The sequence below is a fragment of the Streptomyces sp. NPDC003038 genome, from assembly GCF_040611115.1.
In the GTDB taxonomy this organism is placed as follows: Bacteria; Actinomycetota; Actinomycetes; order Streptomycetales; family Streptomycetaceae; genus Streptomyces.
This window is the reverse complement of record NZ_JBEXNN010000013.1, coordinates 166,687-189,192: the sequence shown is the minus strand read 5'-3', so window position 1 is coordinate 189,192 and position 22,506 is coordinate 166,687. Positions and strand designations below refer to the sequence as shown.

The 22,506-nt window shown below is 72.1% G+C and carries 21 protein-coding genes and 1 pseudogene; 14 read left to right on the top strand and 8 right to left on the bottom strand.

Going from position 1 to position 22,506, the window contains the following annotated elements; genetic code table 11:
- Nucleotides 1-114 precede the first annotated feature (114 nt).
- Complete coding sequence (locus ABZX75_RS18905) at nt 115-483, bottom strand: DUF1844 domain-containing protein (RefSeq protein WP_355411811.1); 369 nt, start codon at nt 481-483, stop codon at nt 115-117.
- Nucleotides 484-807: 324 nt separating this feature from the next.
- Here ABZX75_RS18905 and infC point away from each other — a divergent pair, with 324 nt between their 5' ends.
- The 10 genes from infC (at nt 808) to ABZX75_RS18855 (ending at nt 12,279) form a co-directional block, all read left to right on the top strand.
- A complete protein-coding gene (infC, locus tag ABZX75_RS18900) occupies nt 808-1,524 on the top strand; it encodes a translation initiation factor IF-3 (protein WP_355411809.1) in 717 nt (238 codons plus the stop codon).
- Between the two features lie 102 nt (nt 1,525-1,626).
- Entirely contained in the window at nt 1,627-1,821 is a 195-nt protein-coding gene (rpmI, locus tag ABZX75_RS18895) for a 50S ribosomal protein L35 (protein ID WP_355411805.1), read from the top strand.
- Nucleotides 1,822-1,920: 99 nt separating this feature from the next.
- Nucleotides 1,921-2,307, top strand: coding sequence for a 50S ribosomal protein L20 (gene rplT, locus ABZX75_RS18890; protein ID WP_007263143.1), 387 nt, complete (start codon nt 1,921-1,923; stop codon nt 2,305-2,307).
- A 111-nt stretch (nt 2,308-2,418) separates the two neighbouring features.
- Complete coding sequence (locus ABZX75_RS18885; protein WP_355411803.1) at nt 2,419-3,276, top strand: RNA methyltransferase; 858 nt, start codon at nt 2,419-2,421, stop codon at nt 3,274-3,276.
- A gap of 55 nt (nt 3,277-3,331) precedes the next feature.
- Entirely contained in the window at nt 3,332-4,612 is a 1,281-nt protein-coding gene (locus ABZX75_RS18880) for a PAS domain-containing sensor histidine kinase (RefSeq protein WP_355411801.1), read from the top strand.
- A 154-nt stretch (nt 4,613-4,766) separates the two neighbouring features.
- A complete protein-coding gene (pheS, locus tag ABZX75_RS18875) occupies nt 4,767-5,894 on the top strand; it encodes a phenylalanine--tRNA ligase subunit alpha (protein ID WP_355411799.1) in 1,128 nt (375 codons plus the stop codon).
- The gene (gene pheT, locus ABZX75_RS18870; RefSeq protein WP_355411797.1) at nt 5,894-8,422 is read left to right on the top strand and encodes a phenylalanine--tRNA ligase subunit beta; all 2,529 of its coding nucleotides are present in this window, start codon (nt 5,894-5,896) and stop codon (nt 8,420-8,422) included. The genes pheS and pheT overlap by 1 nt, the downstream gene beginning before the upstream one ends.
- A gap of 390 nt (nt 8,423-8,812) precedes the next feature.
- Nucleotides 8,813-10,000 (top strand): SpoIIE family protein phosphatase, encoded by a 1,188-nt coding sequence (locus tag ABZX75_RS18865; protein WP_355411831.1) that lies wholly within the window; start codon nt 8,813-8,815, stop codon nt 9,998-10,000.
- A gap of 351 nt (nt 10,001-10,351) precedes the next feature.
- On the top strand, nt 10,352-11,695 hold the full coding sequence (locus ABZX75_RS18860; RefSeq protein WP_355411795.1) for a transcriptional regulator: 1,344 nt from the start codon (nt 10,352-10,354) through the stop codon (nt 11,693-11,695).
- A gap of 53 nt (nt 11,696-11,748) precedes the next feature.
- The gene (locus ABZX75_RS18855) at nt 11,749-12,279 is read left to right on the top strand and encodes an NUDIX hydrolase (RefSeq protein ID WP_355411793.1); all 531 of its coding nucleotides are present in this window, start codon (nt 11,749-11,751) and stop codon (nt 12,277-12,279) included.
- A 3-nt stretch (nt 12,280-12,282) separates the two neighbouring features.
- On the opposite strand, the gene ABZX75_RS18850 is transcribed toward ABZX75_RS18855, so the two are convergent.
- A complete protein-coding gene (locus ABZX75_RS18850; RefSeq protein ID WP_355411791.1) occupies nt 12,283-13,185 on the bottom strand; it encodes a 3-hydroxybutyryl-CoA dehydrogenase in 903 nt (300 codons plus the stop codon).
- Between the two features lie 154 nt (nt 13,186-13,339).
- Between ABZX75_RS18850 and ABZX75_RS18845 the strand changes: the two genes are divergently transcribed.
- The gene (locus ABZX75_RS18845) at nt 13,340-14,662 is read left to right on the top strand and encodes a family 10 glycosylhydrolase (protein ID WP_355411788.1); all 1,323 of its coding nucleotides are present in this window, start codon (nt 13,340-13,342) and stop codon (nt 14,660-14,662) included.
- Between the two features lies 1 nt (nt 14,663).
- On the opposite strand, the gene ABZX75_RS18840 is transcribed toward ABZX75_RS18845, so the two are convergent.
- Both ABZX75_RS18840 and ABZX75_RS18835 read right to left on the bottom strand, forming a co-directional pair.
- On the bottom strand, nt 14,664-14,861 hold the full coding sequence (locus ABZX75_RS18840; protein WP_355411786.1) for a DUF1918 domain-containing protein: 198 nt from the start codon (nt 14,859-14,861) through the stop codon (nt 14,664-14,666).
- A gap of 57 nt (nt 14,862-14,918) precedes the next feature.
- A complete protein-coding gene (locus tag ABZX75_RS18835; RefSeq protein WP_355411784.1) occupies nt 14,919-15,824 on the bottom strand; it encodes a DMT family transporter in 906 nt (301 codons plus the stop codon).
- On the opposite strand from ABZX75_RS18835, the gene ABZX75_RS18830 reads away from it, so the two are divergent.
- Nucleotides 15,823-17,301, top strand: coding sequence for a PLP-dependent aminotransferase family protein (locus tag ABZX75_RS18830; protein ID WP_355411782.1), 1,479 nt, complete (start codon nt 15,823-15,825; stop codon nt 17,299-17,301). The two genes, ABZX75_RS18835 and ABZX75_RS18830, sit on opposite strands and share 2 nt — an antisense overlap.
- Before the next feature lie 31 nt (nt 17,302-17,332).
- A complete protein-coding gene (locus tag ABZX75_RS18825; RefSeq protein ID WP_355411780.1) occupies nt 17,333-17,908 on the top strand; it encodes a histidine phosphatase family protein in 576 nt (191 codons plus the stop codon).
- 147 nt (nt 17,909-18,055) lie between these two features.
- Here ABZX75_RS18825 and ABZX75_RS18820 read toward each other — a convergent pair whose 3' ends face one another.
- The gene (locus ABZX75_RS18820) at nt 18,056-18,466 is read right to left on the bottom strand and encodes a DUF4440 domain-containing protein (RefSeq protein WP_355411778.1); all 411 of its coding nucleotides are present in this window, start codon (nt 18,464-18,466) and stop codon (nt 18,056-18,058) included.
- A gap of 24 nt (nt 18,467-18,490) precedes the next feature.
- On the opposite strand from ABZX75_RS18820, the gene ABZX75_RS18815 reads away from it, so the two are divergent.
- The gene (locus ABZX75_RS18815; RefSeq protein ID WP_355411776.1) at nt 18,491-18,916 is read left to right on the top strand and encodes a helix-turn-helix domain-containing protein; all 426 of its coding nucleotides are present in this window, start codon (nt 18,491-18,493) and stop codon (nt 18,914-18,916) included.
- 62 nt (nt 18,917-18,978) lie between these two features.
- Here the strand turns inward: ABZX75_RS18815 and ABZX75_RS18810 are convergent.
- The 3 genes and pseudogenes from ABZX75_RS18810 to ABZX75_RS18800 form a co-directional block, all read right to left on the bottom strand.
- Nucleotides 18,979-19,409, bottom strand: a pseudogene (locus ABZX75_RS18810) (VOC family protein).
- A 288-nt stretch (nt 19,410-19,697) separates the two neighbouring features.
- Nucleotides 19,698-20,855 (bottom strand): hypothetical protein, encoded by a 1,158-nt coding sequence (locus tag ABZX75_RS18805; RefSeq protein ID WP_355411774.1) that lies wholly within the window; start codon nt 20,853-20,855, stop codon nt 19,698-19,700.
- 53 nt (nt 20,856-20,908) lie between these two features.
- Entirely contained in the window at nt 20,909-21,973 is a 1,065-nt protein-coding gene (locus ABZX75_RS18800; protein ID WP_355411772.1) for a gluconolaconase, read from the bottom strand.
- Between the last annotated feature and the right edge of the window lie 533 nt (nt 21,974-22,506).

Genomic DNA, 22,506 nt, shown 5'->3' with positions numbered 1-22,506 from the left:
GCTCCTGGGACTCCCCAGGAGCCGCGCCCCCATTTTTTCTGCGGGATGCCCGATGCCTCATGCCGCACACCGAAAGGCCGAACGGCCGACGGCCGGACGCCGCATTGGACGCGATCAGCCGAAGACGGGACCCGTGAACTTCTCGCCCGGCCCCTGGCCCGGCTCGTCCGGCACTATGGAGGCTTCGCGGAAGGCCAGCTGGAGCGACTTCAGGCCGTCCCGCAGTGGGGCGGCGTGGAAGGAGCTGATCTCGGTGGCGCTCGCGGTGACCAGGCCGGCGAGGGCCGTGATCAGCTTGCGGGCCTCGTCCAGGTCCTTGTACTCGGAGTCCGGCTTGTCCAGGCCCAGGTTGACCGCCGCGGCGCTCAGCAGGTGCACGGCCACCGTGGTGATCACCTCGACGGCGGGGACGTCCGCGATGTCGCGGGTCATGGCGTCGTAGTCGGGGGCGGCGTCGTTGGCGGGGGGTGTCGCGTCAGTCATGCGTCCCACGATATGCCGTGCGGCGTGCTTGCAACGCGGGTGCTAGTATGTACATCGACCGGCCGGACACCTGTGTGCCCGGCCCACAAGTGGAGGCTCCGATCTCCCACCCGACCACCCTCCGGGGCGGCGGGTCACCGGTCAGGCGGTATCCATCGTTCCGTACGGACGATGGAAAGCTGCCCGAGTTTGCGCCCCGCGGTTCGCATGCGGCGGTGCTCCGGTTGTTTTGGAGCCCCTGCCTGTGCCCGGCGGGGCTTTTTTGATGTTCCGCCGCGGTAGGTCTGACGGAAATACACGTCAGCGGCTGTCTGCCAGACAGTCGTGTGGTGCTACCGAGGAGGATCCATCAGCACCGAGCCCCGCATCAACGACCGGATTCGCGTTCCCGAGGTACGGCTTGTCGGTCCCAGCGGCGAGCAGGTCGGCATCGTGCCGCTTGCCAAGGCGCTTGAGCTCGCGCAGGAGTACGACCTCGACCTGGTCGAGGTCGCGGCGTCCGCACGCCCGCCGGTCTGCAAGCTCATGGACTACGGCAAGTTCAAGTACGAGTCGGCCATGAAGGCCCGTGAGGCGCGCAAGAACCAGGCGCACACGGTCATCAAGGAAATGAAGCTCCGGCCGAAGATCGACCCGCACGACTATGACACCAAGAAGGGTCACGTCGTTCGGTTCCTCAAGCAGGGCGACAAGGTCAAGATCACGATCATGTTCCGTGGTCGCGAGCAGTCCCGGCCGGAACTCGGCTACCGACTGCTGCAGCGTCTCGCTTCGGACGTCGAGGACCTCGGGTTCATCGAGTCGAACCCGAAGCAGGACGGCCGAAACATGATCATGGTTCTCGGTCCGCACAAGAAGAAGACCGAGGCGATGGCCGAAGCCCGCGAGGCGCAGGCCGCCCGCAAGGCCGAGCGCCAGGGTGTGTCCCTCACGGACGACGAGGCTCCTTCCGAGGACGCCGCCGTCGAGGTGGAGGGCACCGAGGCCGCCGAGGTTGCCTCCGACGAGGCTCCCGCCGCCGAGGCGGACACCGAGGCCTGATTCCGGGCAGCCCGTCCTGGATCACCGATACAACATGACGCTCCCGCGAGCCGGTCCCCGACAGGACCGGTGGGAGCGCCACCGACGAGGAGATACGGCGCTATGCCGAAGAACAAGACGCACAGCGGTTCCAAGAAGCGCTTCAAGATCACCGGCTCCGGCAAGGTGCTCCGCGAGCGTGCCGGCAAGCGCCACCTGCTCGAGCACAAGCCGTCGACGCTGACGCGCCGCCTCAGCGGCACCGCCGAGATGGCCCCGGGCGACGCCAAGAAGATCAAGAAGCTTCTCGGCAAGTGACGTCCTCCGCTCCTTCCGGGAGCGGGACGTCAAGACCGGGACCCCATCGAATTCGGGCCGTGTGAAGACAACCACGGCCCCGCTACAAGGAGTTAAAAAGTGGCACGCGTCAAGCGGGCAGTAAACGCCCACAAGAAGCGCCGGGCGATCCTCGAGGCGGCCTCCGGCTACCGCGGTCAGCGTTCGCGCCTGTACCGCAAGGCCAAGGAGCAGGTCACCCACTCGCTGGTCTACAACTTCAACGACCGCAAGAAGCGCAAGGGCGACTTCCGTCAGCTGTGGATCCAGCGCATCAACGCCGCTGCCCGCCAGAACGGCATGACGTACAACCGCCTCATCCAGGGTCTCAAGGCCGCCAACATCGAGGTGGACCGCAAGATCCTCGCGGAGCTGGCCGTCAACGACGCCAACGCGTTCGCCGCGCTCGTCGAGGTTGCGCAGAAGGCCCTTCCGGCCGACGTCAACGCCCCGAAGGCCGCCGCGTAAGGCTCTGCCGGCCCCGCGCGAGCAGGACCGGCCCCCACGGACCCGCAGGCCCCGCGCCTGCGGGTCCGTGTGCTTTCGCCCCGCACACCCCGAGAGAGAACCGCTGAGACCATGGGTACCCCCGCCGAGCTGATCTCCCCCCGATCCCCGCGGGTGGCCGCCGCCAGGCGACTGGCGCGGCGCAACTTCCGCACCAAGGAGCGCCGCTTCATCGCCGAGGGGCCGCAGGCGGTCCGTGAGGCGGCCCTGCACCGCGGCGCCGCCGGAGCGACCCTGATCGAGCTGTTCGCGACCGTCGAGGCCGCCGAGCGCTACGCCGAGATCATCGACGCCGCGCTGGCCTCCGGTGCCCGGGTGCACTACGCCTCGGACGAGGTACTCGCCGAGGTCTCCCAGACCGTCACCCCACAGGGCCTCGTCGGCGTCTGCCACTTCCTGGACTCGCCCTTCGAGGAGATCCTCACGGCAGGACCCAGGCTGGTCGCCGTCCTCGCGCACGTCCGCGACCCCGGCAACGCCGGTACGGTGCTGCGCTGCGCGGACGCCGCCGGTGCGGACGCCGTGGTCCTCACGGACGCCTCCGTGGATCTCTACAACCCCAAGTCGGTACGGGCCTCCGTGGGCTCCCTCTTCCACCTCCCGGTCGCCGTCGGCGTCCCGGTGGAGCAGGCCGTCGAGGGACTGCGGGCGGCCGGCGTACGGATCCTCGCCGCCGACGGGGCGGGCGAGGACGACCTGGACGCCGAGCTGGACGCGGGCACCATGGGCGGCCCCTCCGCCTGGGTCTTCGGCAATGAGGCGTGGGGCCTGCCGGAGGAGACGCGGGCACTGGCGGACGCGGTCGTGCGGGTCCCGATCCACGGCAAGGCGGAGAGCCTGAACCTCGCCACGGCCGCCGCGGTGTGCCTGTACGCGTCCGCGCGTGCACAGCGGGCGCCCGGAGGGTGCCGCTCCGTGACCCCCAGCTAGTAATGTGGCGGCCCGGGGGCCCACTGCGCTACTCGGAGATGTGGGGTACGGGGACATGACCGTCGGTACGAACAGCTCACCGGGGGCCGCGGGAGCCGCTGACGCGGCCCAGGAGCGGTTCCGGGACGCCCCCGAACCCGGTGGTCCCGCCCGGCGCGGCGCCGCCGGGGCCGCGCGGGACGCCGTACAGCAGCAGGCCGTACAGCAGCAGGCCGTACCGCGGCAAGCCCCGCCCGCGGCGCGGAATTCCGATGCCTCCCCCGGGCCGACGGCCGCCGCCCCCGGCGAGGGGACCGCGTGCGGGGTGGATCCCGACGACCTGCCCGACGGCCTGGTCGTCGCCGACGCCACCGGGCGCGTCATCTGCTTCAACCGCGCCGCGGCCCGGATGACCGCCACCGACCCGGCGCTGGCCCTCGGCGCCAGCATCGACCGGGCGCTGCCCCTGGAGGACCTGGAAGGCCGCCGCTGGTGGGCGCTGACCGACCCGTACGGGGGCCTGGCCACCCGCCGCGGCCAGCCCGAGCGCAATCTGCTGCTCCCCGGCGGCCGCGAGGTGCTGGTCTCCGCCCGGTACGTCCGCACCCACCCGACCGGGCCGCTGCGCCGCCTCGTCGTCACCCTGCGCGGCACCGAGGCCCGCCGCCGCACCGAGCGCAGCCACGCCGAGCTGATCGCCACCGTCGCGCACGAGCTGCGTTCCCCGCTGACCTCCGTCAAGGGGTTCACCGCGACCCTGCTCGCCAAGTGGGAGCGGTTCACCGACGATCAGAAGCGGCTGATGCTGGAGACCGTCGACGCCGACGCCAACCGCGTCACCCGCCTGATCGCCGAACTCCTCGACATCTCCCGCATCGACTCCGGGCGGCTGGAGGTGCGCCGTCAGCCGATCGACATCGCCACCGCCGTGGGCCGCCACGTCCAGGCCCTCATCGCGAACGGCCAGGCCCCCGAGCGGTTCCTCGTACGGGTCAGCCGCCCGCTCCCCGACCTGTGGGCCGATCCGGACAAGATCGATCAGATCCTCGGCAACCTCCTTGAAAATGCGGTGCGCCACGGTGACGGAACGGTCACCATCGACGTATCGCCGCACGAGAAGGGAACCGCCGTCACCGTGTCCGACGAAGGCCCCGGAATCCCCGAGGAGTCGATGGGCCGCGTCTTCACCCGCTTCTGGCGGGGGAGCAAACGCGGCGGCACCGGCCTGGGCCTGTACATCGTCAAGGGCATCGTGGAAGCCCACGGCGGCACCATCACCGTCGGCCGGGGCCCCGGCGGGGGCGCCGAGTTCCGATTTATCCTGCCCGTCGCCGCCCCGGCCTATCTCACGCAGTAGCCCTGCGGAGCGTCCCGCCAGGCGGCCCACGGGCCCCTCCACCCCCAGCGACCTTTAGACTCGTCCTTTGGCACCTTTGTGTCCTTGTCCTTGTCCGATCAGGTCGATCGAGTCGTCGGGGACCACCAGCCAGCCATCGGAAGTACGGGAAGAGATGTCGGCACCGAACAAGTCGTACGACCCTGTCGAGGTCGAGGCACTGAAACCGGATGAGATCGAGCGCATGCGGGACGAGGCGCTCGCCGCCTTCGCGTCCGCCGGTGACCTCGACGCACTGCGCGAGGCGAAGACCGCGCACATGGGCGACCGCTCGCCCCTGGCGCTCGCCAACCGCGAGATCGGAGCCCTGCCGCCCCAGGCCAAGGCGGAGGCGGGCAAGCGCGTGGGCCAGGCCCGCGGCGCCGTGAACAAGGCCTTCGGGACCCGCACGGCCGAGCTCGAAGCGGAGCGCGACGAGCGGGTGCTGGTCGAGGAGGCGGTGGACGTCACGCTGCCGTACGACCGCGTCCCCGCCGGCGCCCGCCACCCGCTGACCACGCTGATGGACCGCATCGCGGACATCTTCGTGGCCATGGGGTACGAGGTCGCCGAGGGGCCCGAGGTCGAGGCGGAGTGGTTCAACTTCGACGCCCTCAACTTCACGCCCGACCACCCGGCGCGCCAGATGCAGGACACCTTCTTCGTCCAGGGGCCCGCGGGCACCGAGGGCGACGAGTCCGGTGTCGTGCTGCGCACCCACACCTCCCCGGTGCAGGCGCGTTCGCTGCTGGAGCGCAAGCCCCCCGTCTACATCGTCTGCCCGGGCCGGGTGTACCGCACCGACGAGCTCGACGCGACGCACACGCCGGTCTTCCACCAGGTCGAGCTGCTCGCCGTCGACGAGGGCCTGACCATGGCGGACCTCAAGGGCACCATGGACCACATGGTCCAGGAGCTCTTCGGCGAGGGCACGACCACGCGCCTGCGCCCGCACTTCTTCCCCTTCACCGAGCCGTCCGCCGAGATGGACATGCAGTGCTACGTGTGCCGCGGCGCGTCGGTGGGCAACCCCGACCGCCCGTGCCGTACCTGCTCCAGCGAGGGCTGGATCGAGCTGGGCGGCTGCGGCATGGTCAACCCGAAGGTGCTCATCGCCTGCGGTGTGGACCCCGAGAAGTACAGCGGATTCGCCTTCGGGTTCGGCATCGAACGGATGCTGATGTTCCGCCACAACGTCGAAGACATGCGAGACATGGTCGAGGGTGACGTTCGTTTCACCCGGCCGTTCGGGATGGAGATCTGATGCGGGTCCCGCTTTCTTGGCTGCGGGAGTACGTCGACCTGCCCGCGGGCGAGACCGGTCGTGACGTGGCGGCCAAGCTCGTCGACGCCGGCCTCGAGGTCGAGACCGTCGAGCAGCTCGGCGGCGGGCTCAAGGGCCCCCTGGTCGTCGGCAAGGTGCTGACGATCGAGGAGCTCGAGGGCTTCCGCAAGCCGATCCGTTTCTGCACCGTCGACGTCGGCCAGGCCAACGGCACCGGCGAGCCGCAGGAAATCGTCTGCGGCGCCCGGAACTTCGCCGTCGGCGACAAGGTCGTCGTGGTCCTCCCCGGCGCGGTACTGCCCGGCGACTTCGCGATCGCCTCGCGCAAGACGTACGGCCGGACCTCGCACGGCATGATCTGCTCGGGCGACGAGCTGGGCATGGGCGACGACGGCACGCACGGCATCATCGTGCTGCCGCACGAGTACGAGGTCGGCACCGACGCGATCGAGCTGCTCCAGCTCGTCGACGAGGTCCTGGACATCGACATCACCCCGGACCGCGGCTACTGCATGTCCATGCGTGGCGTCGCCCGTGAGGCGGCGACCGCCTACGGCCTGCCGCTGCGCGACCCGGCGCTGCTCGACGTGCCCGCGCCGAACTCGTACGGCTACCCGGTCAAGGTCGAGGACCCGGCCGGCTGCGACCGCTTCACCGCCCGTACGGTGACCGGCCTCGACCCCGACGCGCGCTCCCCGATCTGGCTCACGCGCCGCCTGCAGAAGGCGGGCATGCGCCCGATCTCGCTCGCGGTCGACGTCACGAACTACGTGATGCTGGAGCTGGGCCAGCCGCTGCACGCCTACGACCGCTCGCGCATCGACGGCGCCATCGGCGTCCGCCGCGCCGAGCAGGGCGAGAAGTTCACCACCCTCGACGGAGTCAAGCGCACGCTCGACGCCGAAGACCTGGTGATCACCGACAACAGCGGGCCGATCGGCCTCGCCGGTGTCATGGGCGGCGCGAACACCGAGATCGCCGACTCCGTCACCGACCCGCAGACGGGCGCCGTCACCGGGACCAGGGACGTCGTCATCGAGGCCGCGCACTTCGACTCCGTGTCGATCTCGCGCACCGCCCGCCGCCTGAAGCTCTCCTCCGAGGCCTCCAAGCGCTTCGAGCGGGGCGTCGACCCGCAGGCCGCCGCCGCGGCCGCGCAGCGGACCGTCGACCTGCTCGTGCTGCTCGCGGGCGGCACCGCCGAGGCCGGCGTCACCGAGTTCGCCGCTCCGGGCGCCCCGCGCACCATCGCGATGAGCGCGGACCACCCGGACCGGGTCGCGGGCATGGAGTACGGCCGCGAGACCGTCGTGCGCCGCCTCCAGGAGGTCGGCTGCGATGTCTACGGCCAGGACGAGCTCGTCGTCACCGTCCCGTCGTGGCGTCCCGACCTCGCCGAGCCGAACGACCTCGCCGAAGAGGTCATCCGGCTGGAGGGATACGGGAACCTCCCGTCGACCCTTCCGCCGGTGCCGTCCGGCCGCGGCCTCACCCCCCGGCAGCAGCTGCACCGCCGGGTCGGCCGCGCGCTCGCGGGCGCGGGCTACGTCGAAGCGCTGAACTACCCCTTCCTGGGCGAGCAGGTCTTCGACCAGCTCCAGCTCCCCGCGCACGACGCGGCCCGCCAGGTCGTCAAGCTGGTCAACCCGATCTCCGAGGAGGAGCCGGCGCTGCGCACCACGCTGCTGCCGGGTCTGCTCGGCGCGCTGCGCCGCAACGACAGCCGGGGCAGCCACGACCTGGCCCTCTTCGAGACCGGTTCGGTCTTCCGGGCCGCCGAGCAGCCGGGTGTCGCCGTACGGCTGCCCGTCCACCGGCGTCCCACGGACGAGGAGATCGCCACCCTGGACGCGGCCCTGCCCGCACAGCCGCGGTATGCCGCGGTCGTGCTGGCCGGCGCCCGCGAACAGGCCGGCTGGTGGGGCAAGGGCCGCCCGGCCGACTGGGCGGACGCGGTCCAGGCCGCCCGTTCCCTGGCCGTCGAGGCGGGCACCGAGCTCGTCGTCCGCCAGGGCCAGTACGGCCCCTGGCACCCGGGCCGCTGCGCCGAGCTCGTCGTCACCGTCGACGGGGTCGAGCAGGTCATCGGCCACGCCGGTGAGCTGCACCCGCGCGTGGTCAAGGCGATGGGCCTGCCCGCCCGCACCAGCGCGATGGAACTCGACCTGGACCGCCTCGCGGCGGCCGGCGGCGAGGCCCCCCGGGCGCCCAGGATCTCCACCTTCCCGGTGGCGACCCAGGACGTCGCGCTGATCGTGGACGCCTCGGTCCCGGCGTCGTCGGTGGAAGCCGCCCTGCGTGAGGGAGCGGGCGAACTCCTCGAATCGCTGCGGCTGTTCGACGTGTTCACCGGTGAGCAGGTCGGCGAGGGCAAGAAGTCCCTGGCGTACGCGCTGCGCTTCCGCGCGGCCGACCGCACGCTGACCGCCGAGGAGTCCACGGCCGCACGTGACGCGGCGGTGGCGCTGGCGGGCGAGCGGACCGGGGCGGTGCTGCGCGGCGCGTAGCCGCCGTGGCGTAGGGCCTGTTGAGGGGCGTATCCGGAGCACCGGATGCGCCCCTCACTCATTCGGGTGAGAAGGCAGCCGACCCGTGTCCGGGGCACCGAGTGGTCGACACAATCGTTGCGGCCGAGGAGGGAGTCCATGCGGAGCATCGGCGACCGACGAGAGCTCAGCCTCCCGAGGCTCCGAAGAGGGGTGGAGGCGGAGCGAGCGAAGCGAACGCGGCGCGGCGATGCGCGGCACCGGACGGCGCGAGCCGGGCCCGGTGCCGAAGGCACCCGCTCCCTGGCCGCGCGCGCGGAGATGCCCCGGGTGCGCCGGGTGTGTGTCGCCGCCTGGGGCGGCGCCGCGGTGTCCTGGGAGCTGTCCACCCCCGGCCGGCTGGCGCCGAGCCTGGCCACCTGCGCGGCCTTCCTGCTGCTGGCCACCGGCTGCGCCCTGCACGTCCGGCGCCGGCTGGTGGCCGAGCTTCGGCGCTCGCAGGAGATCGCCGGCGCGGCGCAGCGGGCGCTGCTGAGGCCGCTGCCCGGGCGGATCGACGGCCTGACGTCGGCCGCGGCGCAACTGTCGGCGAGCCGGGGCGCGGCGGTGGGCGGGGACCTGTACGAGGCCGTGCCGACGGCGCACGGGGTGCGGGTGGTCATCGGGGACGTACGGGGTCACGGACTGCCGGCGCTGGGCGCGGCGGCGGCGGTGCTGGGCGCGTTCCGCGAGGCGGCGTACGACGAGGTGTCCCTCGGGGGCGTCCTGCGCCGGATGGAACGGGCACTGGGCCGCCACGTGCGCGACCGCGCGCGCACCGAGCACCCGTCGGCCTGCCCGGTCGAACCGGAGTCTCCCGTGGCGGAGGAGTTCGTGACGGTGCTGCTCCTCCAGATCGCGCCGGACGGAGCCCTGCTGGCCCTGAACTGCGGCCACCCGTGGCCGTACCTCCTCCGCCCGGCGGCAACCTCAGCGGAACCGGAGCCTGAGCCGGAGCCGGAGCCGGAGCCGGAACCGGAACGGGAACCCGAGCCGGGGCCCTGGGCTGCGCGCGGCCGGGGCGCCGCCACCCCGGACCCCGCACCTCCCTCGCCGGCGGGCCTGGCAGTGCGCTGCGCGCGCTCCGGCCCGCCGAGCGGTACGAACCCGGCCCCGCGGGCGCCCGGGCCGGGGGCTGCCGCGGACCGGGCCCGGGGGAGGGTCCGCGCGGAGCCCGGTTTCGGGAAGGGGCGGGGAGGGGACGGCGCCGCGCATCGGCCCGATGTACAGCGGCCCGGCGTACAACTGCCTGACGTACAGCTGCTCACCGGCGGGGAGACCCTGCCGCCGCTCGGGGTGGTGCCCGTATCCGCGCGGGTGCGAGCAGAACCGTGCGGGGAACTACGGCCCGGGGAGACGCTGTTCCTGCACACCGACGGGGCCGAGGACGCCCGGGACGCGGACGGGCGGTTCTTCCCGCTCCGGCGCGTCCTCGCCCAGGAGCCGGTGGTCACGCCCGCGCGGCTGGTCGCGGGCGTGCACGCCGCGTTGCTCCGGCACACGGGCGGGCGGCTCGCCGACGACGTCGCCCTGCTGGTGCTCCGCAACGACCGCGCCTGACCGGCGCGGTGGAGCCGAACCGCGCGCCGGACCCGGTGGGTGGCCCGGCGCGCGTTCGGCTCGGCCCCTGCCGGGCCCGGCGACCAACCGGGTGCCGGCGGAACCGGAGCGCGCCGCCCGCCTGCCATGGAGTGTCGGGCAGACAGCAGAACGGGCGGCGCGGTGACGGGTCGTCGCACTGTACGAGGGGGAGCCGACGACCCGGGCTACCTCTTGGCGAGGCCCTTAAGTGAAGCGCCCTCGGGGGGCCGCGCGGCAGAGTGCGCGGCGCATTTATGCGCGTACTGGGTTCACACCCCGTGTGAACCGCGCACCCGTTAGCCTGAGTCCGAAGAGCCCTTGGAGGGGCCCATGCAGCAGCCCAATGTCCTGCTCGACGCCCTCCTTGCCGAGGCGGGCATGTCCCACGCCGGACTCGCCGCACACGTCAACCAGGCGGGCCGGACCCGCGGACTCGCCCTGCGCTACGAACACACGGCCGTTGCCCGGTGGCTGAAGGGCCAGCGGCCCCGGGGCCAGGTTCCCGACCTGATCTGCGAGGTGATCGGTGGCCGGCTGAGGCGGCCCGTCGGGCTGGACGACATCGGGCTCGGCGTGCCGGGCGGGCCGGCGTCCCCGCACGCCTCCCCGCTCAGCGGATTCGTGGACCGGGCGGCCGCCCTGTGGCGTTCCGACGAGCAGGGCCGGCCCCAGCTGCTCAGCGCCGAGGCCGTCACGGGTACACCTGCCGTCATCCCGGTCTGGGAGTGGGAGAACCCGCCCGAGGACGCCGACGTCTCGCGCGAGGGGCCGAACCGGATCGGGCCCGAGCACATCGAGATCCTGCGGGCGGCGCGGGCGCACTACGAGCTGATGTACCGCCGGGCCGGCGGGGTGGCCACCCGGGCCCGGATCGTCCGCTTCCTGGGCAGCGAGACCGCGCCGATGCTGCGCGGCAGCTACCCGGACGGGCTCGGCCGCCAGTTGCACCGGGCCACCGGATCCCTGGTGGCGGTGGCGGGGATCTGCGCGTACGACTCGGACGCGCACGGGCTGGCCCAGCGCTATTTCCACCAGGCGCTGCGGCTGGCCAAGGCCAGTGGGGACCGCGGGCTCGGCGCGTACGTGATCGCCCTGATCGTGAACCAGTCGCTGCACCTGCGGGATTACCGCCAGGCCGTGGCCTTCGCCGAGGCCGCGCTGCGCGCCGCGGGCCGGCACACCACCCCGGCGCTGGCCGCCGACCTGTACGCCATGCAGGCGAAGGCGTACGCCCAACTCGGCGACACGCGCGCCGCCTTGGCCTGCATCCGCCATGCCGAAGCGGCCGCCGAGCGGATCCGGCCGGGCACCGAGCCGGACGAGACGGGCTACGTGCAGCCGGGGCTGGTCAACGTCCAGGTGGCCGAGGCGCTGCTCAGCATGGGGGACCTCGACGCCGCCCACGAGCAGGCCGCCGCCGCCGTCGGCACCCCCGCGCACGACCGCGGCCGGGTGCACCGGCTGGCGATGCTCTGCGAGGTCCAGCTGCGACAGGGGGAGGCGGACCGGGCCGTCGCGGCCGCGGCCGAAATGGCCGAGCGGGCCAAGGGGATGGAGTCGCTGCGGTTGCGTGACCGGCTCAGGGCGGTCCGAGAACAGCTGCTGACCAGCGGTTGTTCGGGCGCGGAGGAGACCGCTCAGCTCATCGACGGGGCGCTGCGCGTTCCCCTCTGACGGCTTCAACTGCTCCCATGTTGCCACCAATCCGATCGGAAGGTGGCGCAACCGTGCAGTGGATGAATCTGAGTGAGCAGACTGTGTACAAGAACCGCTGGTTCGATGTGAATCTCGCCGATGTGGAGCTCCCCGACGGCCGGCACCTGGACCACTTCGTGATCCGGCTGCGTCCGGTCGCCGTCGCCACCGCCGTCAACGAGGCCGATGAGGTGCTCCTGTTGTGGCGGCACCGCTTCATCACCGACAGCTGGGGGTGGGAACTGCCCGCCGGGGTGGTCGAGGACGGCGAGTCCGTCGAGGCGGCGGCCGCGAGGGAGATGAAGGAGGAGTCGGGCTGGCGGCCCGGCCCGCTGCGCCATCTGATGACCGTCGAGCCGTCCAACGGACTGACCGACGCGCGCCACCACCTGTACTGGGCGGACGGGGCGACCTACATCGGCCACCCCGAGGACGACTTCGAGTCGTCGCACCGCGCGTGGGTCCCGCTCTCACTCGTGCCGGACATGATCGCCCGCGGAGAGATCCCGGCCGCCAACATGGCGGCCGGGCTCCTGCTGCTGCATCACCTGCGGCTCGGCTAGCTATTAGCCGTACGGGTAGAAGCCCGAGCCGGTCTTGCGGCCGAGGCGGCCCGCGTCGACCATCCGCTGGAGCAGCGGGGGAGCCGCGTACAGCGGCTCCTTGTACTCCGCGTACATCGAGTCGGCCACCGAGGCCACCGTGTCCAGGCCGATCAGGTCCGCCAGCTTCAGCGGGCCCATCGGGTGGGCGCAGCCCAGCTCCATGCCGTTGTCGATGTCCTCGCGGCTCGCGATGCCCGACTCGAACATCCGGATCGCGGACAGCAGGTACGGGATGAGGAGCGCGTTCACCACGAAGCCGGAACGGTCCTGGGCGCGGATGGCGTGCTTGCCCAGCACGTCCCGCACCAGGGCCTCGGCGCGCTTCACCGTCTCGTCACCCGTGGTCAGCGCCGGGATCAGCTCGACGAGCTGCTGCACCGGGGCCGGGTTGAAGAAGTGGATGCCGATGACCTGGTCGGGCCGCGAGGTCGCGACGGCCAGCTTGACCAGCGGAATCGAGGAGGTGTTGGAGGCGAGGATCGCGTCCGGGCGGGTGATCACCTGGTCGAGGACCTGGAAGATCTCCGTCTTGACCTGCTCGTTCTCGACGACCGCCTCGATGACGAGGTCGCGGTCGGCGAACTCGCCGAGGTCGGTGGTGAAGGTGAGGCGGGCCAGGGTGGCGTCCCGCTCCTCCTCGCTGATCTTGCCGCGTTCGGCGGCTTTCATCAGGGAGTTGTGCAGCCGGGTACGCCCGATCTCCAGGGCCTCCCCGGTGGTCTCGGCGACCTTCACCTCAAGACCGCTGCGGGCGCACACCTCCGCGATGCCCGCGCCCATCTGGCCGCAGCCCACTACGCCGACGCGTGCAATGTCGGTCGGGAGGGTAGAGAGGTCCGTCACATCGTGCCTTTCGCTGCTCATCCATCGCGGGTCCCCCGTACTTGTCAGTGGTCACTGCATTCCGGCGCCCGCCACGCCCCCCGACGTTACCCCCGACCTTGACCCCGGTGAGGGGCCGGGGCGGGCATGCTGGGCGCACGGAGAGTGATGTCACGCAATGGAACGGAGTCGTCACATGGGGTACATCGGACGCCGGAGCCTGCTGGCGGGAGCCGCGGCGGCGCTGACCGCGGCCGCGGCGGGCCAGCCGGGCCCGGCGAGCGCGGCCGCCCGTCGGGCCGGACTCCGGGCCGGACGCGAAGACGAGTCCCGGTCCGCCCTCCGGCCGGGGCCTCGGGCCGAGCCTCGGTCCGTCCCTGGGCACCACGCGCTGACGGCGGACTTCCGCGGGATGTGGATCGCCTCCGTGGGGAATGTGGACTGGCCCTCCCGGACCGGGCTGCCCGCCGGGGAGCAGCGGGCCGAGCTGATCGCCCTCCTCGACACGGCCGTCGAGCGCCGCCTGAACGTGGTGATCCTCCAGGTCCGGCCGACGGCCGACGCGATGTGGCCGTCCCGGCTGGAGCCGTGGTCGCAGTGGCTGACCGGGGTGCAGGGCCGCGATCCCGGCTGGGACCCGCTGGGCACGGCCGTCGCCGAAGCGCACGCCCGGGGACTGGAACTGCACGCCTGGTTCAACCCGTACCGGGTGGCCAACCACACCGACCCCCAGCGGCTCGCGGCCGGCCATCCGGCCCGGCGCAATCCCGGCTGGGTGGTTCCGTACGGCGGCAAGCTCTACTACAACCCCGGCCTGCCCGAAGTACGCCGCTTCGTCCAGGAGGCGATGCTCGACGCCGTCGCCCGCTACCCCGTGGACGCGGTGCACTGGGACGACTACTTCTACCCCTACCCGGTCGAGGGGCAGGAGTTCGACGACGACGACGCCTACGAGCGCCACGGCGCGGCCTTCGACTCCCGGGCCGACTGGCGCCGCCACAACACCGACACCCTGGTCCGCGAGATGTCCGCGCGGCTGCGGGAGGTCCGGCCGGCCGCGCGGTTCGGCGTCAGCCCGTTCGCCGTCTGGCGCAACAACGACCGGGACCCCCTCGGGTCACCGACGCGGGCGGGCGTCGCGACCTACGACGACCTGTACGCGGACACCCGCAAGTGGGTCACCGAGGGCTGGATCGACTACATCGTGCCGCAGGCGTACTGGCACATCGGCCACCCGACCGCCGACTACGCCGCCATCGTCCCCTGGTGGGCGCGGACCGTCGCGGGCACGGGCGTCGAGCTGTACGTGGGGGAGGCGCTGTACCGCTGCGACGCGAACAGCCCCGTCGCGGCCTGGCGTGATCCGGCCGAGCTGTCGCGGCACGTGCGGTCCGCCCGCCAGTACCCGGAGGTCCGCGGCCATGCCTACTTCTCCGCGAAGCAGGTGGCCGCGGACCCCAACGGGGCGATGGCGAGGGTCGTCGCCGACCACTACGGCTCGGCGGCGCCCCCGCGCTGAGTCATTCCTCGGGAGGCTCGGGGTGGCGGACCACGCAGTCCGGTCCGGGCGCCATCAGAGCTTCGTGTCCATCCTGGAAACGGACCCGGTACGGGGGGGTTCCGTTCTCGCCCAGCACCTGGGTGATCTCGCCCACCTTGTCGTGCTGTCCGACGATCCTGCCGTGCTGCACCAGCTGGTCGCCCTCGGTCGCGCGCATAACTGACCTCCTCGGTGGCGGTCCGATCCGGCCCTTGCAGTTTAGGTTGTTCCGGCCCTATTTGACCCGTTGAGTCACGGCGATGCATACGAGGACGGCGCAGGCGGCCACCGGAGCGGCGGGCGAGAGGTGCTCGCCCAGCAGCGCCACCGACCAGAACAGGGTCAGCAGCGGCTGGGCGAGCTGGAGCTGGCTGGCCCGCGGGGCGCCGATCTCGGCCATGCCGCGGTACCAGACGTACAGGCCCAGGAAGGTCGAGCCGGCCGCGGCCCAGAGGAGACCGGCCAGCCCGTGGCCGGTGAGGTGCACCGGCTCGTACGCGAGCCCCAGCGCCGAGCCGGCCAGGCTCAGCGGCAGGCACAACACGAGCGCCCAGCCGATCACCTGCCAGCCGGGCAGGGTGCGCGCGAGGCGCGCGCCCTCGGTGTACCCGGCGGCGCACACCAGCAGGGCGGCGAAGAGGTAGCCGTCACCGGCCGACAGGCTGCCGCCGCTCTGGCTCACGGTGAAGGTGATGACCACCGCGGCGCCGGCGAGGGCCGCGGCCCAGAAGCGCCGCGAAGGGCGGGCCCCGGTGCGCAGCGCGGAGAGCGCGGCCGTGGTGAGGGGGAGCAGGCCGACGACGACGGCGGCGTGCGAGGAGGTGGAGGTCTGCAGCGCGAGGGTGGTGAGGAGCGGGAAGCCGACGACCACCCCGGCGGCGACGACCGCGAGGCCCGCCCAGTGCTCGCGGGCGGGCGGCGCGATCCGCAAGGCCAGCAGGAACGCCCCGGCGATGACAGCCGCGAGGACGCTGCGCAGGGCCACGAGGGACCAGGGGCCGAAGCTCTCCAGGCCCCAGACGGTGGAGGGGAAGGTCAGCGAGAAGGCGATGACGCCGAGCGAGGCGAGGACCGTACCTCGGCTCGCGGTGCCCTTGACCGCTATCGGGTTGGAGAGAGTAGCGCTATTCTGTGCTGTCATGTATGAGCGTAGCAGTGTGGCAGAGCTCGCAGAATCCCTGAGAGCAGAACTGAACCGCTACTCGGTAGGTGGAAAGCTCCCGTCCAGCCGGGCCCTGGTCGAGCGCTACCGGGTCAGCCCCGTCACCGTCTCCCGGGCCCTCGCCCTGCTCGCCGCGGAAGGCCTGGTGGTCACCCGCCCCGGCGCGGGTGTCTTCCGCGCCCGGCCGCGTACGGAGGCCCCCGGGCCCGGGGACACCTCCTGGCAGGAGGTCGCCCTCAGCGCGGAGGGGGCGGGCGAGATCGTGCCGCGTTCCGTCGACGCCTCGGGAGTGCTGAACTCGCTCGCCACGCCCCCGCCCGGGGTGATCGGGCTCAACGGCGGCTACCTCCACCCCTCTTTGCAGCCCGAACGGGCCATGGCGGCCGCGCTGGCCAGGGCCGGGCGGCGGCCCGGGGCCTGGGGGAGGCCGCCCGTGGAGGGGCTGCCCGAGCTGCGCGACTGGTTCGCCCGGGAGATCGGCGGCGCGGTCGGCGCCGCTGATGTGCTGGTCACCGCGGGCGGGCAGAGCGCGCTGGCCACCGCTCTGCGGGCGCTCGCCCCGCCCGGGGCGCCGATCCTGGTGGAGTCCCCGACCTACCCCGGCCTGCTGGCCATCGCCCGCGCCTCCGGGTGCCGGCCCGTGCCCGTCCCCGTGGACGCCGACGGGGTCCGGCCGGAACTGCTGGCCGCCGCCTTCGAAGCGACCGGCGCGCGGGTCTTCGTATGCCAGCCGCTGTTCCAGAACCCGACCGGTGCGGTGCTGGCGCCCGGGCGGCGGGCCGAGGTGCTGCGGATCGCGCGGGCCGCCGGGGCGTTCGTGGTCGAGGACGACTACGCCCGCGCCCTGGCCCACGAGGACTCCGGGCCGCTGCCGGCGACGCTGGCGGCCGAGGACGCCGACGGGGTGGTCGTGCACGTCCGGTCCCTGACCAAGGCCACCTCGCCCAGCCTGCGCGTGGGGGCGCTGGCCGCCCGCGGTCCGGTGGTGGACCGGCTGCGGGCCATCCAGGTCGTGGACAGCTTCTTCGTGCCGCGCCCGCTCCAGGAAGCCGCCCTGGAGCTGGTCGGCGCGCCCGCCTGGCCGCGCCACCTGCGGACCGTGGCCTCCGAGTTGCGCCACCGGCGGGAGGTGCTGGCCGGGGCCCTGCGGCGGGAACTGCCCGGACTGGCGGTACCGCATCTGCCCTCCGGCGGCTACCAGTTGTGGGCGCGGCCCGCCTTCGGGGGCGATGACGTCGCCTTCGCGGCGGCGGCCCTGCGCGCCGGGGTGGCGGTCGCGCCCGGACGTCCGTACTTCTGCGCCGAGCCCCCGGGTCCGTACGTCCGGCTGAGCTTCGCCGGGGTGTCGGGCCCCGCCGAACTCGTGGAGGCGGTCCAGCGGCTGCGGGGCGGCCTGCGCGGCCCGCAGGGCGCCCCCGGCGACGCCGTGGCGAGCGGTCTCGGTCCAGACGCTTGACCCCGTGCGGTGCGCGGCTCACCATCGCCGCATGCATGTTCGGGTCTCGCTCGTCGCCGCAGCCCGCAGTTCCTCGCTGCTCGCCGAGCGCTTCGACGACGACCGCCCGCTGGACGGGACCGGCTGGCGGGCGGTGGAGTGCGCCGCGCGGGGGCTCGTACCGCTGGGCGCCGCCGAGCTGCGCTACTGCTCGCCGACCCCGCGCAGCCGGGCCACCGGCCAGGCCCTCGGATACGCGCCCCTCGCGCAGCCCGCGCTGCGCGAGTGCGACATGGGCCGCTGGCGGGGGCAGACCCTGGCCGAGGTGACCGCCCGCGAGCCCGGGGCGGTGGACCTCTGGCTGACCGATCCGAGGGCGGCCCCGCACGGTGGTGAGTCGCTCCTCGCCTTCATCTCCCGGATCGGCGGCTGGCTGGACACCCGGCCCGCCGGTGACGGGGTCGCCATCGTGGCGGTGGCGGAGCCCTCGGTGGTCCGGGCGGCCCTGGTGTACGCGCTGAAAGCGCCTCCGCTGACCTACTGGAACGTCGACGTCCGGCCCCTGTCGACCGTCACCCTGACCGGCTGGTCGGGACGCTGGCACCTCTGCCTGCAATCCCCCGTGTAAGGCGGAGAGGCCCCGTGTAAAGCGGTTGAGGCCGCGGAAGGGCGCGCCTGGCCTGCGGGCATGACCGGGACCCTCATCACCACGCTCGCCGAACGGCCCGAATCGCCCTGCACACCGCGGGCCCCCCTCGGCCCGACCCCCTGAGGGTCATCCGGCGGCGGCCCCAAACGGATTGTCGATGACGTACCGCCACAGTCCGTCCGCTCCGCGCCGGGCCACATCGGTGGCGGTCCCCTCCAGGCGGACCGGGGCGCCGTCGGGTCCCACGCCGTCGATGGTCCAGTCGACGATCAGCAGCGCGAGATCGCCGGCCGTGTAGGTGTGCCGGGGGCGCACCTCGATCGGCAGGCCGAGCGCGAGGAAGTCCAGCGTGGCCGAGGCCAGCGAGGCGCCCGTCACGGGGGCGCCGGGCCGCGGGACGAAGACGGCGTCCGGCTCGTACATCTGCCGCACGGCGGCCGGATCGCCGGTGTTGAAGGCGGCGGCGAAGGCGGCCGGGTGTTGCTCCGGGTCGGTGGTCAGGGAAACAGTGGGCACATGATCCCGTTCGATGTTCATGGCGGCAGCGAAACCGACGGCGCAATGGCTCACCAAACGGAAAGCCACGGCAGCGGGCCGGAAAGCAGCGGGGCCACCGCCGGTGGCTGGGACGCCGAGCTGGTCCCGGACCCCGGCGGCCGGACCCGGCGGCCCGAGCCAGACTGCCCGGTCGAGCTGGCGCTCGCGGCGGTGGCCGGCCGCTGGACCACGCTGGTGCTGCGGGAGCTGATGCAGGGGCCGCTCTCCTTCGGTGACCTGGAGGCGCGGCTGCCGGAGATCAGCCCCAAGGTGCTGACCGAGCGGCTGCGGGCCCTGGAGCGGCGCGGCCTGGCCGTCCGGGAGCGGCTCGCGGGCTTCCCCGTCCGCACCCGCTACCGGCTCACCCCGGCCGGGGCCGGGCTGCGATCGCTGCTGATGGAGCTCTACCGGACGGGGGTGGAGCTGGCGCGGACGGAGGCGGGACGGTGATCCGCCGGCCGCCTTCGCGGACCCGCGCCGAGGGCCGGCCGTCGGCGCGGGTCCGCTACCGGTCAGCGTTCCGACAGCTCCGACGGGGCCTCCTGGACCACCCAGCCGTTGCCGTCCGGGTCCTCGAACGACATGAACGAGTTCCAGGTGTCGCCCTTGCCGTCCTCCCAGCCCGTCTCGCCGACGTGGCGGATCGGCGAGACGTCCACGCCCCGGCCGACGAGCTCCTCGCGGGCCGCCTCGATGTCCGTGACGCAGAGCTGGAGGCCCTGCAGCGTTCCCGGGGCCATCACCTTCATGTCGGGCGCCGGGGGCATCCCCTCCAGCATCGCGATCGAACACCGCGAGCCGGGCGGGGTCAGCTGGATGATGCGCATGCCGGGGCGACCTCGTCGTCCAGGTCCACCGTGAAGCCGGCCTTGTCGGCGTAGAACTCCTTGGCCCGGTCCATGTCGGTGACGGGGACCGGGATGACTTCGAGCGTCCAGTTCACGGAAGGATCTCCTCAGAAACGTCGGCGGGTCCGGCGAACGGATCGCCGCGAAGCCGGGACCGCACGCGCGCGACCGCCGACACCGGGGCGGGACCCCACCGTCGCCCACGAAGGGGCCGCCGCGCACGGGAAACGCCCGTCCTGTGACCGAGAACTTCAGTTTGCGGATCATGACGGTGGACGTTCACTGTGGGTGAGTGTCGTGGAGAGGTGGTCCGACGTCATGGCAGCAACAGGGCTGTTGCTGCCCTCATCCAGGAGCATGCCCGCCCGGCCGTGAAGGACGCCCTACGCCGCGACCTTGCCGACGCCGCCCATGGGCTGGGTGTCGCGTTGGGTGATCTGCCAGAGCTGGGTCTCACGGTTGCTGACGTAGATCTGGCCGTTGGCGGTGTCCAGTGCGAGGCCTTCGCAGGTCGCCAGGCCGCTGGCCACCACGCGCTGCGAGCCGTCGGCCAGGGTGATCTCGTACAGGCGGCCGTTCAGGTGGTCGATGGTGAACGCCTTGCCGTCGCCCGTGAGTTCCACGCGAATGGTGCTCGCCCCGGGGAGGTTGGTCACGAGGCGCTTCGCGCCGTCGGCCAGGTTGACCTCGTACAGGTTGCCGCCGTGGTCCTTCTGACCGACGTACGCCTTGCCCTTGCCGTCCAGCGCCACTGCGGAGACGCCGACCGGCAGGCCGGTGGCGACCGTGGTCTTCTGCCCGTTCTGCAGGTCGACCGCGATCAGCTTCCCCTCGCTGTGGCTGACGACGTAGGCCTTGCCCGCTCCGTCCAGCGCGAGACCGTACGCGCCCGGGACACTGGCGACCGTGCTGGAGGTGCCGGTGGACAGGTCCACCGCGAGCAGGCGCGCGGCGCCGTAGTCGGTGGTGTAGGCCTTGCCCTTCCGGTCCAGCTTCACATCGCTTATGGCGCCCAGGCTGCTCGCGACCACGCGCTGCCCGCCGGTGGCGATCCTCACCGCGGACAGCTTCTGGCCGCCCCGGTCGGCGACGTACGCCGTGTTCTGCGACGGGTCCACCGCGAGGCCCTCGGACGTGCCCAGGCCCGTCGCGATGAGGGCGAAGCTCCGCCTGGTGGCCATGAGCTTCGCCAGGTCTTCGAGCTTCGGCATGTCGTCCTCGCCGATGCTCACCTTCGGCGGTCCGGCCGCCTTCAGGGCCGACGAGGCCATGGCGGACGTCGAACCGGGGTCCTCGGAGACCTGACGCTGATCGGCGGACGCGTCGTGGAATTTCTGCAAGAGGGGATTGAGGAAACCCATGACGTCGAACGCCCCGTGCGCCGTCTGGCGCACGAGCCACGGGTCGCGCTCACTCTCCATTTTGCGGACGGCTTCCGAGACGTCACCGACCCCGGGGGTGTCCTTGTTGAGCGCTTCAGCGGACTGTTTGGCGGAGTCGGCTCCGCTGCCGCCGCCGTCGAAGATGTTTCCGAATGACACGAGAGTTCCTCCTGATGTGGCTGTTCTGGCCTGCCCGGTGGGTGATCGCCTTTTCAGAGAGGCTGTTTCTGGCTCTCGTAGTCGAGTGTCTCGGGCTGGAAGACCCGGTGTTCCCCGGTGCGGACGGCCACGATTTCGGCCGACCCCTTCTGCATGAACCTCTTGCCTTCATCGGCCAGGTCGAAGTTGCTGCGGTCCTCGACGGAGTCGCCGAGTTTCCATGCGACGACCCGGGAGTACTTCGGCTCCTTGGCCTGCGGGGGAGTTCCCCTGACCTCCACCGGCTGCGGGTAGTACAAGGCGACCCAACCGCCGAAGGTGACCGGGAATTCGTAGTCGAACTGCCTCACCTGGCGGCGGGTCGTGGCCATGACGTCCGCCCGGCTCATCACTTCCAGGCTGACCGACGACTGGTGTTTCCATTCGGTGGTCAGCGAACCGCTGACGGAGGCGGTGACGCCAAGCAGCAGGTCCGCCCACAGCTCACCGGTGCCCGTGGCGGTAGTCGTGGCCGTCGTCGTGCTCGTCGCCTCCGTCTGGGTCTCCTGGTCGACGCCCTGATTGTCCTTGCTGTTCTTGAGGGTGGTCTTCTGGTACTGCTGCATCGCCATGCTCTTCTGCATCTCCTGCTGCAGCGATGCGATGGATTTCGCCCCGAAGGTGAGCTTCACCTCGCCTTGGAGCGACCAGCTGACGGTGTTCGAGATGGAGAATTCGACCGTGTCCGTCACGGTTATTTTGACGGGGTCGGTTCCGTTGATGTACGTCTGCTTGGAGATCATGTCGGGCGGGGGCTGCGTGATGTCGCTCCGCTCTTCGACGACGGGCACGCCCATGTTCATGAACGCGCGCCACCCGCGCTCCTGCGCCGTCTTCTCGTCCTCGGGAAACTCGCCGTAGCGCTTCTTGTTCAACGAGAACCCGATGGGGCTGATCGGCGCTCCCCCTCCTTCGGGGGTCCTCTTCAGCGCGCCCCGCTGCTTGTTCCGCTCCAGGATGGCTTCGGCCTTGGACGGGATTTCGAGCTCGTCCTGGTTCCGTGCGGTGAGCGGGTGGCGCATGAACACGTCGTTGATATAAGCCTTGCCCACATCACTCTTCGCGCTTTTCTCCGACATGTACCTGAGGCCTCCCTGAGTCGCGGAAATGAAGATTTTTCCGTTGCACGGTGAAACTACGCGGCCGGTGCAAGATGATCATCGAGGGGAAATGGCCATGGGATGAAAATCGGACAACCTCCTTTCTACCTGCGGGGATCGCCTTTTCGGCGAGGGGTGGACCGGCCTGTCCCCGGCGGCGTGGGACGTCCGGTGTGGCCGGATCCGTGGTCTCGGGCCGCTTGCGGGGCCGGGGGCGGTCGGGAAGTGGCGGGGATGTGCCGTCGCGGGGGATGCGCCGCTCTCGCGGGTATGCGCCGGTGCGAGCCGGCGGCGCGTCGGGCCGTACGCGCGCGGGTCGGGTCGGGTCATGTGCAGCCCTCAGCCGGGCCCGCTCCCGCTGGTCCTCGGTCAGGTCAGCCAGTGTCCTCGGCTGCCGGGAGACCGGCGAAGGTCGCCCCGATGTTTCGGCCCTCGGCAGGAGCCGCAGTCGGCATGGTTGATGAGCCGGCGGAACGAGCGGCTCTTTGCATAAAACTGCGTAGATACGTATA

What these genes read in the sequence shown, in the direction of transcription:
- ABZX75_RS18850 (WP_355411791.1), bottom strand. Translation starts at nt 13,185, where the DNA reads ATGAGCAGCGAAAGGCACGATGTGACGGACCTCTCTACCCTCCCGACC.
- ABZX75_RS18825 (WP_355411780.1), top strand. Translation starts at nt 17,333, where the DNA reads ATGCATGTTCGGGTCTCGCTCGTCGCCGCAGCCCGCAGTTCCTCGCTG.
- ABZX75_RS18885 (WP_355411803.1), top strand. Translation starts at nt 2,419, where the DNA reads ATGGGTACCCCCGCCGAGCTGATCTCCCCCCGATCCCCGCGGGTGGCC.
- pheS (WP_355411799.1), top strand. Translation starts at nt 4,767, where the DNA reads ATGTCGGCACCGAACAAGTCGTACGACCCTGTCGAGGTCGAGGCACTG.
- ABZX75_RS18815 (WP_355411776.1), top strand. Translation starts at nt 18,491, where the DNA reads ATGGCTCACCAAACGGAAAGCCACGGCAGCGGGCCGGAAAGCAGCGGG.
- ABZX75_RS18830 (WP_355411782.1), top strand. Translation starts at nt 15,823, where the DNA reads ATGTATGAGCGTAGCAGTGTGGCAGAGCTCGCAGAATCCCTGAGAGCA.
- ABZX75_RS18840 (WP_355411786.1), bottom strand. Translation starts at nt 14,861, where the DNA reads ATGCGCGCGACCGAGGGCGACCAGCTGGTGCAGCACGGCAGGATCGTC.
- ABZX75_RS18800 (WP_355411772.1), bottom strand. Translation starts at nt 21,973, where the DNA reads ATGTCGGAGAAAAGCGCGAAGAGTGATGTGGGCAAGGCTTATATCAAC.
- ABZX75_RS18880 (WP_355411801.1), top strand. Translation starts at nt 3,332, where the DNA reads ATGACCGTCGGTACGAACAGCTCACCGGGGGCCGCGGGAGCCGCTGAC.
- ABZX75_RS18845 (WP_355411788.1), top strand. Translation starts at nt 13,340, where the DNA reads ATGGGGTACATCGGACGCCGGAGCCTGCTGGCGGGAGCCGCGGCGGCG.
- ABZX75_RS18835 (WP_355411784.1), bottom strand. Translation starts at nt 15,824, where the DNA reads ATGACAGCACAGAATAGCGCTACTCTCTCCAACCCGATAGCGGTCAAG.
- ABZX75_RS18820 (WP_355411778.1), bottom strand. Translation starts at nt 18,466, where the DNA reads ATGAACATCGAACGGGATCATGTGCCCACTGTTTCCCTGACCACCGAC.
- pheT (WP_355411797.1), top strand. Translation starts at nt 5,894, where the DNA reads ATGCGGGTCCCGCTTTCTTGGCTGCGGGAGTACGTCGACCTGCCCGCG.
- ABZX75_RS18860 (WP_355411795.1), top strand. Translation starts at nt 10,352, where the DNA reads ATGCAGCAGCCCAATGTCCTGCTCGACGCCCTCCTTGCCGAGGCGGGC.
- ABZX75_RS18905 (WP_355411811.1), bottom strand. Translation starts at nt 483, where the DNA reads ATGACTGACGCGACACCCCCCGCCAACGACGCCGCCCCCGACTACGAC.
- rpmI (WP_355411805.1), top strand. Translation starts at nt 1,627, where the DNA reads ATGCCGAAGAACAAGACGCACAGCGGTTCCAAGAAGCGCTTCAAGATC.